Raw genomic sequence first — 14,524 nt, 5'->3', positions numbered from 1 at the left:
TTTTAAGTGAAAAAAAAGATTAATCAAATTAACAAAGAAGCTATTATTACAATTATTCTTTATGTTTTTTATTTTTGTTGGTGGTATTTTTTTGCCTTTATCTATAAGTGGGATAACAATACCTTTATTTTTGGTTTACCTAGTTGGTTTTTCTATTCGTGTGTTTTAGGATTGGTTGTCATCAATTTTCTAGTTTTTATAGCTGTAAAATTATTTTTTAAAGATATTGATTTAGATTAAGGGGGAATTTTTTATGCTTATACTTTTACCAATTATTTTATATCTTTTTTTAATGTTGGGTGTCGCTTGGAAAGTTAATAAAATTAAAAATAGTGATAACGTTGACTTTATGACAGAATACTTTATCGGAAGCAGAAATATGGGTGGTTTTGTTTTAGCTATGACAATTATTGCTACATATATTGGAGCGAGTTCATTTATAGGTGGACCTGGAATTGCTTATAAAATGGGATTAGGATGGGTTCTTTTAGCTTGTATTCAAACTCCTACTGCATTTTTAACTTTAGGAATTTTAGGAAAACGTTTGGCTATTATCTCTCGAAGAATCAATGGATTAACTATAACTGATTTATTAAGAGCTCGTTATAAAAATGATGTTGTTGTTATTTTAGGATCTGTTACTATGTTAATTTTTTTTATAGGTACTATTGTTGCTAACTTTGTTGGCGGTGCTCGTCTGTTTGAAAGTGTAACAGGTTTACCATATGTTGTTGGTTTAGTTATCTTTTCATTTGTAATTATAACTTATACTACAATTGGTGGATTTAGAGCAGTTGCTTTAACTGATGCTATTCAAGGTGGAGTTATGTTAATTGCATCTGGTATTTTATTCTTCACTCTATTGAAAACAGGTGGTGGAATGGAAAATATTATGAGAACAATACAAAATACAAATCCTGCTTTATTAACTCCTGATGCTGGTGGAGATATTGCAAAACCTTTTATATTATCATTCTGGATGCTAGTAGGCGTTGCTATTTTGGGTTTACCTGCTACATCAGTTCGATGTATGGGATTCAAAGATAGTAAATCTATGCATAACGCAATGATTATTGGTACATCAGTTGTTGGCGTTCTTTTACTTTTAATGCATCTTATAGGTGTGATGGGAGCTGCTATCCTTCCTGGGGTCGCAATTGGCGATAAAATAATCCCCACGCTCGCTATTGGTAACTTACATCCAATTTTAGCTGGAGTCTTTATTGGTGGCCCTCTAGCTGCTATAATGTCTACTGTGGATTCTTTCTTGATTCTTTCTTCAGCAACAATTGTTAAGGATTTATACATGAACTATATTAATAAAAAACCTACAGATAAAACAATAAAAAAACTTTCACTATTTACATCACTATTTATAGGTCTTATTGTATTTTTATTATCACTTAATCCTCCTGATCTTTTAGTTTGGATAAATCTTTTTGCTCTTGCTGGTCAAGAAGCAGCATTTTTCTGTCCTATTATCATGGGATTATATTGGAAAAGAGCAAATGCTGTTGGCGCTATCTCTTCTATGATTTTCGGGGTAGCATCATATATATATTTCTCAGTTTTCAAAGTAACATTCTCTGGACTTCACCAAATTGTTCCAGTTATCTTTATGAGTTTAGTTGTATTCATAATTGGTTCTTATTTAGGAAAGAAGCCTGATGATGAAACAATAGATATATTCTTTAATTTTTAACAAAAAAAAGCTCAAATAATTCGAGCTTTTTTTTATTTTGATTTTTTAACTTCTATTATTTCACCTGGATTTTTTAGAGAATAACCATCTAGTTTTTCTACTTCATTTTTAAAATAATCTGATTTTAAAAATTCTACAAACTGAAGTATTTTACTATCATTTTTCATTTTTGGATTAACTAAAAAATCATACTCTTCTTTTCCAATAGGAATAAAATCTAAATCTGCTATTTTTGCAGCTTCCATTATTCCGAGACCAGCTTCAGCCATATTATTTTTTATCGCCATTGCTACATCTAAATGTGTTGATACTTCATAGTCATACCCTGACAACTCTTTAATGTTAACATTTAATTTTTTTAAAAGATAATCAAATAAAATTCTTGTGCCTGCACCTCTTTGTCTATTAACTAATTTTACTTTTTTAGACAATAAATCTTCTATACTTTTTATAGATAAAGGATTTCCTTTTTTCACTATAATCCCTTGAACTCTTTCAATACCTTTTATTAAAAACATATCTTCATTTTGAAAATATTTTTTTATAAAACTTATATTATACTCTCCAGTTTCTTCATCTAACATATGAATAGGTGCTATATGTGCATTTTCTTGTTTAATAGCCAATATTCCACCAAAACTTCCAACATGAGTCGAACATAATTTTATTGAATCTCCAATTAGATCCATAACAATATCATGACTTCCAACAGATATTAAGTTATCATCAATCTCTTTTAAAGGCTTTAATAGTTTTATCTTTACTTTCTCTCCAGCTGAAATCCCTTCAACTTCTTTTGGAATTTCTAATATTCCATCAGCTTTAGATAAGCTTGTTGTTATACCTGCTCCTCTAGCTAATGGCATAGCTATATAACCTTTTTCTGTTTTTTGTAAAGTTATCCTTACAAGCTCTTTATGTTTTAAAGATGAAACTATTTTTTTACCTAAAACTCCATCAATATATTTAACTTCATTTAATAAAAAAGTAATTTTCTCTAAAAGAGGTTTTACAAATATATCCATAGCTAAATATGCTGAAACTGGATATCCTGGTATTCCTACAACAGGTTTTCCATTTACTTTACCTAGAATTGTTGGTTTTCCTGGTTTTATTGCAACACCGTGAACTATAACTTCACCTATCTCTTCTATTACACTTTTGGCGTAATCTTTACTTCCCGCTGACGAACCTGCATTTATTAAAACAATATCATATTTTTTAGATAAACTATATATCTCACTTTTCATCTCTTCAAAGTTATCTTTTAATTTTTTTTCAATAGTTGGAACTCCACCCCACTCTTTTATTTGAGCTGAAAAAATATAAGAGTTACAGTCTATTACAGAGTTCTCTTTAAAATCCTCTTTAAATATATCAATAACCTCATCTCCTGTTGGAACTATTGCAACAGATGGTTTTTTATAAACCTCTATCTCTTTTATTCCAGCAGTTATTAAAGCTCCTAAGTCTTGTGGAAGGATTTTATGATTTGATTTTAGAATCATCTCACCTTTTACAATATCTTCTCCAACTGGTCTAATATGTTGCCAAGGTTTTGCACTTTTTATTAGTTTAAATTTTCCCTCTCCAGAATGAATTAACTCTTCAATCATAACAACACAATCTCCAGTAGATAAATCAAGAGTATTTCCTGTGTTAACATATTTAAAATCATTTTCTGTTAAATAAACTGGATTCATATCATCAGCGAATTTTATTTTCTCTGAAAATAAAAATATTCCATCCATAGCACTTGCAGGATAAGTTGGAGAGCAATACTTTGCAAAAATTGCTCTTGATGTTACTCTTCCTACAGATTCTATTGTAGAAATGAATTCTAATTCTGATTTTATATCTAAATTAAAAAAAAACTTTTCTAAAGCCTTGTCTACATCAATATTATCAATATATATATTTCTTTTAGTCATTTAATACAACCTCCACCATTTCACCATTATAAAGTCCCTCTTTATATTCTGGAATTACTATATACCCCGTTGCTTCTAAAAGAGGTTTCACCATAGCTGACTTACTCTTAATTGGGTATACGAATAGTTTTTTTGTATCATTTTCTAATCGTACATTTATATAAGTTGTTTTTCCTGGATCACCATATATATTTTCTTGTAACTCTCCATAAACTTTTACTCTATTTTTCTTTAAAAAAATGGGTTCTATTAAAGCTTTAAATACACTTACTCCTGATTGTGGATGTCCTGGCATACCAAATACAAACTTATCTTTATATTTGGCAATTATTGTTGGTTTTCCTGGTTTTAAAGCTATTCCATGAACAAAAATTTCTCCACCAATATCTTTTATTGCTTTTTCTGTAAAATCTCTTACTCCAACAGAACTTCCACCTGAAATCATAACAACCTCAGAATTCTCTAATGCTTTATTTAAAGTCCGTGATAAATCGTTACAGTTATCTTTAACTAAAAAAGTACTTTGAACTTCTCCAAATCCCTCTTCTATTAAAGCTCTAAATATATGAGTATTAATATCATATATCTCTCCTTTTTTCAACTCATTTCCTAACTCTACAACTTCATCTCCTGTTGATATTATTGAAAATCTAATTTTTTTAAACACTTTTACCTTGTTTATTCCCATAGAAGCTAATACCGCTATGTGAGAAGAGTTCAATTTCTGATTTTCTTTTATTAATAACTCTTCTTTTTTTACTTCACTTCCTTCAAAAATTACATTTGAAAATTGTGCTATTCCTTTATTTATTAAAATTTCATCTCCTAAAGTTTCACAATCTTCAATCATAACCATTGTGTCTGAATTATTACTTAACATTCCACCTGTAGGAACATAGATACACTCTCCTGATTCAATAGATAAGTTATTTTCTAAACCCATCTCACTTTCTCCAATTAGTTTTAACGGTATTGGAGAAAATTCACTGCCACCATAAATATCTTGACCCTTTACACAATAACCATCTACTGTTGATCTTGTGAAAGATGGTAGGTTCATTGTTGCAAAAATATTTTCCGCTATAACTCTATTCAAAACTAAATGTAGAGGTAATTCCTCTTTTTCTAACTCTTTTTCTATTCTCATTTTTATATTTTCTATTGCAAACTCTAAGCTTACTGTTTTAAAAAATTTCATTTTCCCTCACTTCTAATCTCTCATGAAAAGTATAAACAATCGGATCGTTTTTAGCAACTCTTCCAATTAAACAAACACCTAATTTTTGTGCTAACTGAACTGCAAGACTACTTGGAATACTTATTGTTCCAATAACTGGAATTTTAGTTGCTACTGCTTTTAATACCATATCTAATGATAATCTTCCTGTTGTTGTTATTATGCAATTTTTTAAATCAAATTCTGCATTTAAAGCTGCTCCAATAGCTTTGTCAACAGCATTATGTCTTCCTATATCTTCTCTTGAAACTGCTTTTCCATCCAAAGTTCCGATTGATGCCGAATGCATTCCACCTGTATTTTTGTACATCTCTGCTGATTCCAACATATTTCTAGCTGTTTTTTTTATCAACTCTAAAGAAATTTTATTCTTGTACTCTATCTTCTCTTTTGTCATAACTTTTTCATCAAAAAGAGCACCGCTACCACATCCACTTAATACAACTTTAGGAATTGTAAACAAATCGTCTTTTACTTCTTTGTCTGTATATACCATTATTAATTTTAAATCTTTACAAGCAGCAACACTTTCTAAATCTTCTTTTTGGTTTATTAAACCTCTTGTGTAAAGATGCCCTAATGCTAAATCCTCTAAATTATAAGGTGTGCACATAAATGTCACAAGTTTTTCTCTATTTAATCTTAATTCAACTGGTGCTTCTTCACAAACTTTTAATTTTCCCGACATAAAAACTCCTTTTTCAATACTAATTCTCCATTATCCATTTCATATATATAATCACTTATTCTACAAGCTTGCTCATAGTCGTGAGTTACTATTATTACTATCTTTCCTTTTTTCTTTAAATCTAGTATAGCATCTTCAACAATAAAACTACTTTTTTTATCCATACTCGCTGTCGGTTCATCTAAAAGTACTACTTCTTTATTATAAAGTAGTGTTCTTATAAATTGTGCTTTTGCTTTTTCTCCACCAGACAAATTTTTTATTTCTGAATTTTTTAAATTATCTAATCCAAAGTCTACTAAAAAATTTGCTAATTTTTGTTTGTCTAAATATAGACCTGTTAAATTAAAAGGTTCTACTAAATTGTAAAATAATGTTCCTTTTAAAAAAACAACTTCTTGAGGACATAAAATAAGATCTTCTTGTTTGTAATAAATAATTTTTTTATCACTCTCTATAACTTGAGCTAAAACGCTTAAAAGTGTACTCTTTCCCGAACCGTTTTTTCCCATTATAGAATAAATTTTTTTATCTTTAAAAATAAAGTTATCTATTTTTAAAATAAGCTTATCTTTATAGTATTTTTTAATTTCTTTTATCTCTATCAACTATTTCACCCTTTTCACTATAACATTTACAAAAAAAGATAAAAAAAGCAAAATTCCAGCTATTATTAAAGAGCTGGAATAATTACCCATAGATGTAGATAATGAAATATAAGTTGTCATAACTCTTGTATATCCTTTTATATTTCCACCTACAATCATAACAGCTCCTACTTCTGATATTGCTCTTGAAAAAGCTATAAACAAAACTCCTAAAAAACTCTTATTTAACTCTTTAAAAAAAACTTTTTTTATCTTTGTTTCTGGTATATGTAGAATTTTACAAGTATTTAATATACGTATTCCATCTTTTTCTAAAATTTCAGAAGAAAGAGTTACTACTAAAGGAAGTAAGAGTAAAAACTGAGCTATTATAATTGCTGTTGGTGTAAATAAAGCATTTAAAAAACCTAAAATACCTTTTCTAGAAAGAAGTAACAAAACTATCAGCCCATAAATTACTGTTGGAACTCCTGTAAGAGCTCTAAAAAATTCTAACAACCTTTTAGATAGTGTATTTTTCTTTAAAAATAACCATATACTTATAGAAAAACCTAATAAGAAACTTAAAATACTAGCTAAACCACTTACAAATAAAGATAAATAAATTATTTCAAAAATTTCTTTATTCAAATTACTTCTCCACATTAAATAACGGTTCTTTAAATTCAGTTTTTCCATAGTTCTCTATTATTTTCATGGCTTTTTTAGATTCCATAAATTTCAAGAATTTTTCTATGTCCTCTTTTTTAGAAGAATCCACATTTGACAGTTCTAAAATTGAGTATATATTTTTCAATGATTCTTTTTCATTTAAAGGAATCTCTTCCAATCCAAACTTATTTTTAACTTTTAAATAAGTTCCTTTATCCGATAGTGTTATTCCTTTTAACTCTGAAGTTAAATTCAATGTTTTAGCCATTCCTAATCCAGCTTCTTTGTAATTTTTGAAATCAGTCTCTATTTGGGCCATTTTCCATAAACTACGCTCTTTAGAATGCGTTCCTGAGTTGTCTCCTCTTGATACGAATATCAAATTTTCTTTTTTAATTTTTTCTAATAATTCTACTGAACTTTTTGGATAAGCTGCTATATCTTTTTCTTTATTAGTTACAAAAACAAAATAGTTATTCATCAAAGGATGTCTTTTTGTTCCATAACCATCTTTTATAAACTTTTCCTCTCGTGAAGGATCATGTGTAAATAAAATATCTACATCTCCTCTTTTTCCTAATTCTAAAGCTTCCCCTGTTCCTTTCGCTATCCATTTCAGCTCGATTCCTGAATCTGCTTTTAAAACTTTTGATATTTCTGTTAAAAATCCAGTATCATCTAAAGATGTTGTTGTTCCCATTAAAAGATCTTTACAATATATTTTTGTAGCAGCTAATAAAACTACTATTATTAAAATTTTTTTCATAGCTTCTCCTTTTTTTTATTTAAAAGAAAATAGAATATTAATATCCTATATATTAATATCCTATTTTTTGTGTTTATCTTTTTTTAGAGTATGTTGTATGTAATATATGATGACTTTTATGACCACAAGGTTCTTTTAAATAATTTTTATATAAATCTAGTACTTCTATGTTTTCATGAGATTTTCTTAACGTAGAGTTAGAGTCAAAACTATGCATTCCTTCCATTCTAGCTTTTCTAATCTCTAAGTTATCTGGAATTGGAGCTCCTCCTCCACTAATACAACCTCCATAGCAAGCCATAACTTCTATAAAGTCAAAATAAATTTCACCTTTTTGAATCGCATCTAGTACTTTTTTAGCAGAGCCTATTCCATTTATAACTCCAACCTTAATTGTTTTATCTTCTAAAACAATCTCTGCTGACTTTATATTTTCAAAACCTCTTAAAGCTTTATACTCTATTTTGTCCAACTTACCATCAGTTAATATATGAGTTACTGTTCTTAAAGCAGCTTCCATTACACCACCAGAAGAACCAAACATTCTACCTGCACTTGAACCCAGTCCCATAAATGAATCATAAGTTAAGTCATTTGGTAGTGATTCAAAATCTATGTCGTTCATTTTTATCAATTTAGCAAACTCTCTTGTTGTTATAACTAAATCTACATCTCTAATTCCATGTTCTCTCATCTGCTCTCTTTCGCTTTCGCCTTTTTTAGCAGTACAAGGCATAATTGCTACAACATATATATCCTCTTTCTTTATATTCACACTATCAGAATAATAAGATTTTGCAAGAGCTCCAAACATCTGTTGTGGCGATTTGCAACTTGATAAATTATCTATAAAATCTGGATAAGATTGCTCTACATAATTTACCCATCCTGGGCAACAAGATGTAAACATTGGTAACTTTCCTTTACCTTTTATTACTCTTTCAATTAATTCTGTACCCTCTTCCATTATTGTAACATCTGCTGAGAAATCAGTACTAAAGACTTTATCAAAACCTAATTTTTTCAATGCTGCTACCATTTTAGATGTAGCATCTACTCCTGGTTCAATAAAGAACTCTTCTCCTATTGTATGTTTTATAGCTGGTGCCATTTGAACTATTATATGTTTTTCTGATGATTTTAATAAATTGTTTAGATGTGTAACACTATTTTTCTCTGTTAAAGCACCTACAGGACAAACTTTAACACATTGTCCACATGATACACAATCACTGTCTCCTAATTTTTTACCATCTTTAATTACAATCTCTTTAACTCCATCTTTTTGAATAATTTCGTAAATTCCTAACCCTTGAGCATTTTTGCAGACAGCTACGCATTTTTCACATAAAATACATTTATTTAAATTTCTTGTTATTCCAGATGAACTATTGTCTATTTCATATTTATTAATCTCTTCTTTATTTCTGTTTACAATATTATATTCAAAAGCAACATTTTGTAATTCACAATCTCCTTTTGATTTTTCACAAGTTAAGCAATCATTTGGATGCGTTTCCATAATTTTGTTTAAGATATCTTTTCTTTTATTCCATATTTCAAGAGTATTAGTTTTTATAACCATCCCATTTTCAGGATATGTCTCACATGATTTTATATAACTTCCATTACATTCAACTAAACATATTCCACAAACTTTTTGGCTTCCTAAATCCTCATGATGACAAAGAGTAGGTATATGTATACCTAACTCTCTACATCTATCTAATATTGTATGAGTAGATTTTATATTTGTTAAAACTCCATCAATCTCTATTTGATAATTCATAAATCCTCCACTAAATTAACTTCTCGATTCTTACCGCAGTTACTTTTAACTCTGGTATCCCAGATTTATCATCTAAACGATCTGCACCAGTTAAAACGTTACAAGCTCCCTCTGCAAAATGGAAAGGCATGAAGAATAACTCTTGAAGTATTCCTTCGTTCGCAGCTACTTTTGTTGTTATTTCTCCTCTTCTAGATATAACTTTTATCATTTCACCATTTAATATATCTAGTTTTCTCATTGTTTCTGGATTTATCTCAATATATGATTCTGGAGATTTTTCATTTAGTCCATCTACTTTTCCTGTCATAGTTCTTGTATGATAATGATATAAATTTCTACCATTTGTCATTAAATATGGATATTCTGCTGAAGGATTTTCTCCTAAAAGCTCTTGCTCAGAAGGTACAAACATACCTTTACCTCTTATTGGTTTATCTAAATGTAAAATAGCGGTTCCCTCTCCATTCGATTTAATTGGCCAAGGTACTCCTATATTTTCTATTAATTCATAAGTTAATCCCTTATATTGAGGTGTAACTTTTGCTATCTCTTTTGCTATCTCTTCTGGTGAAGAATAAACTTCATCATATCCCAATAAATTCATAATATTATTTATTATTTTCCAGTCTGGCTCTACACCATCTCTTTCAACAACTTTCCGAACTCTTTGAACTCTTCTCTCTGTATTTGTAAACGTACCATCTTTTTCAGCAAAAGATAGTGCTGGTAGAACTACATGAGCAAGCTCTGCTGTTTCAGTCATAAATATATCTTGAACTATTAAAAAATCTAAAGATTCTAAAGAATGCTTTATATGGTTTATATCAGGATCTGAAACCATTGGATTCTCTCCCATTATATACAAACATTTTAAATCTTTATGAGCTGCTCTATGCATCATTTCTGGAATCGTATATCCAACTCTATCACATAACTCAACGTTCCATTCTTTTTCAAATTTTGCTTTAATATCTGAATTATAAACTTTTTGATATCCAGGATATGAATCTGGAAGTCCACCCATGTCACAAGACCCTTGCACATTGTTTTGACCTCTTAAAGGATTTATACCTCCAAATTTAACTCCTATATTTCCACATAAAAGAGCTAAATTAGATAAACTCATAACCCCATTTGTTCCATGTTTGTGTTGAGTTATTCCCATTGCATAAAATATAGAAGCTACATCTTCTGAATATATTCTTGCTGCTTTTTCTATTAACTCTTCATCTATTCCACAAATATTTGCAACATATTTTGGAGTATACTTTTGTACTAATTGAGATAGTTCTTCAAAATTTTCAGTTTGTTTTTCTATATATTCCTTTTTATAAAGTTTTTCTTTTATTATTACGTGCATCATTCCGTTTATAAGTGCTATATTTGTTCCTAATTTAATTTGTAAAAATACATCTGCATCATCAGCTAAATCGATCATTCTAGGATCGGCAACAATCACTTTTGCGCCATTTAATTTAGCTGTTCTTATTTTAGCTCCTATAACAGGGTGATTCTCTCTTGGATTTGACCCTATTATAAAGATAACTTTTGAGTCTACGACTTCTTCAATACTGTTTGTCATAGCTCCACTTCCCAACGTAGTTGCTAACCCGGCAACTGTTGAACTGTGTCAAAGACGAGCGCAATGGTCAACGTTATTCGTTCCTATTACTGCTCTAAAAAGTTTTTGGAAAATATAGTTATCTTCATTTGTACATCTAGCCGAAGTTAATCCACCAAATACATCTGCACCATACTTTTCTTTTATTTCACTCATTTTACTGCCTATTAGAGAATATGTCTCTTCCCAAGTTGCTGGCTCTAACTTACCATTTTTTCTAATAAAAGGTGTTTCTATTCTATCTGGATGGTTTACAAATTTATAACCAAACTTTCCTTTTACACATAATAGTCCATCGTTAGGTGCTATATTAGACGGCTTTGCATCTACTATTTTATTATCTTTAACAACAAAATCTATTTGACACCCCACTCCACAATACGAGCAAGTTGTTCTTACTTCTTTTGTTTCCCATATTCTAAAACTTTCTTTTTCTTTCGGTAATAATGCTCCCACTGGGCAAACACTTACACAGTTACCACAAGACATACATTTTGTATTATTTACCAATTTATCTTCTCTAGGTCCTACATATTTTCTTCCAGAAATCTCTTTTAGTTCTAAAATATTACTTCCTTGAAGATTTTTACAAACCTCTACACACTTTCCGCAAGCGATACACTTGTTTGGATTAATTGTGTAAAATGGATTTGAATTATCTATTGATAGTTCTTCTTCATAACTATTTTTGCTTTGATGAACTTCATATTCATAGCAATAATCTTGTAACTTACACTCTCCTGACTTTTTGCATCCTAAACAATCAAGAGCATGATTTTCAATTATACTTTCTAATACTTTTCTACGTTTTTCAAGAACTTTTTCACTATGCGTTTTTATAACCATATTATCTTGTAAATTTATATGACAAGCTTTTTTTAACTCTCCATTTACTTCTACAACACATATTCCACATTCTTGTTCATTATGATCTATTCTATCATCATGACATAAACTTGGAATAGCTATATCTAAAGATCTTAAAAAGTCTAAAAGTAAAGTATTTTCTTTAAAATTATACTCTCTTTTATTGACTTTTATACTCAATTCCAACCTCCTATAAAATAATTAACTTATATGAGAGTATAAAATTTTTGAAGTTTATAAAAAATATCTTTTAGTCACTTTTTTATGAAACAAAAACTATAGTTATTTATATAAAAAATCATATTTTCACTTTTAGTACATTAAAAAGTATCTCTAAATTCAAAAATAGTACTTTTTTTCACAATAAAAAAAACAAAAAGGTTGTTTTTAATTTTTTTTTGATATATTATAATAAATAAACTCTAAGGAAGTGAATTTATGGACCAAAATATTATAAATAAATTGGAAAATATAATAAAAAATCATAATAAAAATATTTATTACGAGTATTTAAAAATTTTAAATTTATATAAGTTTTTAATTGAAAATATACAGGAATTTTTATTAGATGATCAACTTGAGATAATAACTTTTTTTCATGAAAAAATGATGAGTAATAATTTTAACATATTTGATATTTTAAATAAAAAAGAATCTATTATCTTTATTACAAATAAAACAAAAGAAAAAAATTTCAAACTAGCTGTGGACTATTATAGAAATCGAGAAATACTAAAATTAGACGCTTTTCAAAGTATTGAAGCTATCCAGAAAAACGGTTTTTATGAAGCTTCTTTAATTAATTTTTTAAAAAGAAATTCAACTATAATATCTAATGTATTTGATTTTAATAAAGAGATGTTTCAAGAAAAATTAGAAGGTTTTTCTTCTGAAAAAGAGTTTTTTGATATCTATTCAGATGCATACTGTGATATTATTTCAATAAGAAAAAATTTTTTTAAAGATTTTAGCCCTTCACTGTTATCTAGTTTTGGTTTAACAATAAGATTTTGTGAACTCGGACAGATTGGTTTTAAAAAAGATACAATTATTTTGAATGAAAATGAAGCTCTTATAACTAAGGGAATCTCTTTAGGACAATATAAAGTTTTGACAAATGATGTGAACTATCTTACAATTCATATAAAAGATAAATTTCTAAAAGATTTTAATATTCAGAAGATTAACTGTTCTATAAAAAAAATACCTTGGAAAATTGATAAACAATCATCTCAATTTTTTAAAAAACTAAGTTTATTAGAAAATAATAAAATCTTAGTTCTAAATTTTTTAACAAATATTATTTTAGAACTTTTAGAAGAAGAAAAGAGACTAAAATTTAAGGTTTTATCAGAAGATAATCTAATAAAAATAACCAAATATATTGATGATAATTTAGAAAATACTAATTTATCTATTAATCAATTAAAATCTGTTTTTGGGTACAATAAAAATGCTTTGTTGCAACTCTTTAAAAACAATTTTGAGCTCTGTCCATCAAAATATATTATCAATAAAAAATTAGAATATGCGTCAGTTCTTCTTCTTGAAACTAAACTAAGTGTCACTGAGATTTCTTCGAAATTAAACTTTTCAAATTCAAGTAAATTTTCATTGAGTTTTAAGAATAAATTTCTTTATACACCACTTCAATTCAGAAAAAAGTATACAGGAGGTTTTTGATGTTTAAATATTTTGATCACAAAGTTATTAAAACTGCTTTAGGTTCTTTTTTAGCTTATTATATTGCAGATTATTTTGGTATAAAATATGGATTAACAGCTAGTATAATTGCTATTATATCTATACAAGCTACAAAAAGTGATAGTATCAAAATTACTATCGAACGTTTTTTAGCTGTTATTTTAGGAATGTCACTTTTTATATTTCTATCTTTTTTCTTAGGATACCAGTATGTCACATTTGGCCTCTTCATTCTTATTTTTATGCCACTTTGTATAAAATTTAGAATTACACAAGGGTTTTTAGTTACTACAGTTTTAGCAACACATATTTTAAGTGAAAAAGCTATTTCTGTTAATTTTTTACTAAATGAATTTTATGTTTTAATTTTAGGACTTTTTATAGGAAACTTGCTTAATCTATATATGCCAACTAACTCAAAGGCGATTGATAATACTAAATCAAAAGTAGATTCAGTATTAAAAACAATTTTAATTGACATAGCTGAAAGTTTACAGTGTAGCTGTGTTTCTGTAAATGAAAATAAAAATTTCAAACTATTAAAATCCACAATTGAAGAGGGACGAAAATTTTCTTTATTAGATTATGATAACTCTCTTTTTGATAAATGTAATGAAAATCTAGACTTTTTCTCTTTAAGAAGAAGACAATATAGAATTTTAACAAGAATGAGAACTTGTTTTAGCAGATTATATATAACTCATGAATATAGTCTTATTATTGCTGATTTTATATGGAAAGTCGCAGATAGTGTTAGCATTGATGGAAATACAGTTCCATTAATTAAAGAACATAAAAATTTAACCGAACTTTTTTCAAATTTCCCCTTACCAAAAACTCGAGCTGAATTTGAAAACAGAGCTACATTATTTCAGTTATTACAAGAAATGGAAGAATTCTTAAAATCTAAAATAGAGTTTCAAAGTAATTATAAAAATTAATAATTAGTTGTTTAAG

Annotated in this window: 12 protein-coding genes; 4 read left to right on the top strand and 8 right to left on the bottom strand. The window is 28.1% G+C overall.

Features of this window, described 5'->3' with window-relative positions:
• The first annotated feature begins 6 nt into the window (after nucleotides 1-6).
• Together ACRCZX_RS08015 and panF are read left to right on the top strand one after the other, a co-directional pair.
• Complete coding sequence (locus ACRCZX_RS08015) at nucleotides 7-240, top strand: YhdT family protein (RefSeq protein ID WP_438582402.1); 234 nt, start codon at nucleotides 7-9, stop codon at nucleotides 238-240.
• A gap of 13 nt (nucleotides 241-253) precedes the next feature.
• The gene (gene panF, locus ACRCZX_RS08010; RefSeq protein WP_438582401.1) at nucleotides 254-1,702 is read left to right on the top strand and encodes a sodium/pantothenate symporter; all 1,449 of its coding nucleotides are present in this window, start codon (nucleotides 254-256) and stop codon (nucleotides 1,700-1,702) included.
• 32 nt (nucleotides 1,703-1,734) lie between these two features.
• Here the strand turns inward: panF and ACRCZX_RS08005 are convergent, their stop codons facing one another.
• The 8 genes from ACRCZX_RS08005 to fdhF all read right to left on the bottom strand — a co-directional run bounded on the left by ACRCZX_RS08005 (nucleotide 1,735) and on the right by fdhF (nucleotide 12,049).
• Nucleotides 1,735-3,633, bottom strand: a complete 1,899-nt coding sequence (locus ACRCZX_RS08005; RefSeq protein WP_438582400.1) for a molybdopterin biosynthesis protein — start codon at nucleotides 3,631-3,633, stop codon at nucleotides 1,735-1,737.
• The gene (locus ACRCZX_RS08000; RefSeq protein ID WP_438582399.1) at nucleotides 3,626-4,831 is read right to left on the bottom strand and encodes a molybdopterin molybdotransferase MoeA; all 1,206 of its coding nucleotides are present in this window, start codon (nucleotides 4,829-4,831) and stop codon (nucleotides 3,626-3,628) included. The genes ACRCZX_RS08005 and ACRCZX_RS08000 overlap by 8 nt, the downstream gene beginning before the upstream one ends.
• Entirely contained in the window at nucleotides 4,818-5,558 is a 741-nt protein-coding gene (fdhD, locus tag ACRCZX_RS07995) for a formate dehydrogenase accessory sulfurtransferase FdhD (RefSeq protein ID WP_438582398.1), read from the bottom strand. Before fdhD ends, ACRCZX_RS08000 begins: the two co-directional genes overlap by 14 nt.
• On the bottom strand, nucleotides 5,543-6,166 hold the full coding sequence (locus ACRCZX_RS07990) for an ABC transporter ATP-binding protein (RefSeq protein WP_438582397.1): 624 nt from the start codon (nucleotides 6,164-6,166) through the stop codon (nucleotides 5,543-5,545). The genes fdhD and ACRCZX_RS07990 overlap by 16 nt, the downstream gene beginning before the upstream one ends.
• On the bottom strand, nucleotides 6,167-6,796 hold the full coding sequence (locus ACRCZX_RS07985; RefSeq protein ID WP_438582396.1) for an ABC transporter permease: 630 nt from the start codon (nucleotides 6,794-6,796) through the stop codon (nucleotides 6,167-6,169).
• A 1-nt stretch (nucleotide 6,797) separates the two neighbouring features.
• Complete coding sequence (locus tag ACRCZX_RS07980) at nucleotides 6,798-7,583, bottom strand: substrate-binding domain-containing protein (protein ID WP_438582395.1); 786 nt, start codon at nucleotides 7,581-7,583, stop codon at nucleotides 6,798-6,800.
• A gap of 73 nt (nucleotides 7,584-7,656) precedes the next feature.
• Complete coding sequence (locus tag ACRCZX_RS07975) at nucleotides 7,657-9,372, bottom strand: [FeFe] hydrogenase, group A (RefSeq protein ID WP_438582394.1); 1,716 nt, start codon at nucleotides 9,370-9,372, stop codon at nucleotides 7,657-7,659.
• Nucleotides 9,373-9,382: 10 nt separating this feature from the next.
• Nucleotides 9,383-12,049, bottom strand: a complete 2,667-nt coding sequence (fdhF, locus tag ACRCZX_RS07970) for a formate dehydrogenase subunit alpha (RefSeq protein WP_438582393.1) — start codon at nucleotides 12,047-12,049, stop codon at nucleotides 9,383-9,385.
• Nucleotides 12,050-12,301: 252 nt separating this feature from the next.
• On the opposite strand from fdhF, the gene ACRCZX_RS07965 reads away from it, so the two are divergent.
• Together ACRCZX_RS07965 and ACRCZX_RS07960 are read left to right on the top strand one after the other, a co-directional pair.
• Complete coding sequence (locus ACRCZX_RS07965; protein WP_438582392.1) at nucleotides 12,302-13,546, top strand: helix-turn-helix transcriptional regulator; 1,245 nt, start codon at nucleotides 12,302-12,304, stop codon at nucleotides 13,544-13,546.
• On the top strand, nucleotides 13,546-14,508 hold the full coding sequence (locus tag ACRCZX_RS07960; protein WP_438582391.1) for an aromatic acid exporter family protein: 963 nt from the start codon (nucleotides 13,546-13,548) through the stop codon (nucleotides 14,506-14,508). The genes ACRCZX_RS07965 and ACRCZX_RS07960 overlap by 1 nt, the downstream gene beginning before the upstream one ends.
• Nucleotides 14,509-14,524 lie beyond the last annotated feature (16 nt).

It is taken from the genome of Cetobacterium sp. (assembly GCF_051658645.1).
Classification (GTDB): Bacteria; Fusobacteriota; Fusobacteriia; order Fusobacteriales; family Fusobacteriaceae; genus Cetobacterium_A.
This window is presented reverse-complemented; position numbering and strand designations above follow the sequence as displayed.

Excerpts from the sequence above, each read along its gene's own strand:
- fdhD (WP_438582398.1), bottom strand. The coding sequence starts at position 5,558 with ATGTCGGGAAAATTAAAAGTTTGTGAAGAAGCACCAGTTGAATTAAGA.
- ACRCZX_RS07975 (WP_438582394.1), bottom strand. The coding sequence starts at position 9,372 with ATGAATTATCAAATAGAGATTGATGGAGTTTTAACAAATATAAAATCT.
- ACRCZX_RS07965 (WP_438582392.1), top strand. The coding sequence starts at position 12,302 with ATGGACCAAAATATTATAAATAAATTGGAAAATATAATAAAAAATCAT.
- ACRCZX_RS07980 (WP_438582395.1), bottom strand. The coding sequence starts at position 7,583 with ATGAAAAAAATTTTAATAATAGTAGTTTTATTAGCTGCTACAAAAATA.
- ACRCZX_RS08005 (WP_438582400.1), bottom strand. The coding sequence starts at position 3,633 with ATGACTAAAAGAAATATATATATTGATAATATTGATGTAGACAAGGCT.
- panF (WP_438582401.1), top strand. The coding sequence starts at position 254 with ATGCTTATACTTTTACCAATTATTTTATATCTTTTTTTAATGTTGGGT.
- ACRCZX_RS07960 (WP_438582391.1), top strand. The coding sequence starts at position 13,546 with ATGTTTAAATATTTTGATCACAAAGTTATTAAAACTGCTTTAGGTTCT.
- ACRCZX_RS08000 (WP_438582399.1), bottom strand. The coding sequence starts at position 4,831 with ATGAAATTTTTTAAAACAGTAAGCTTAGAGTTTGCAATAGAAAATATA.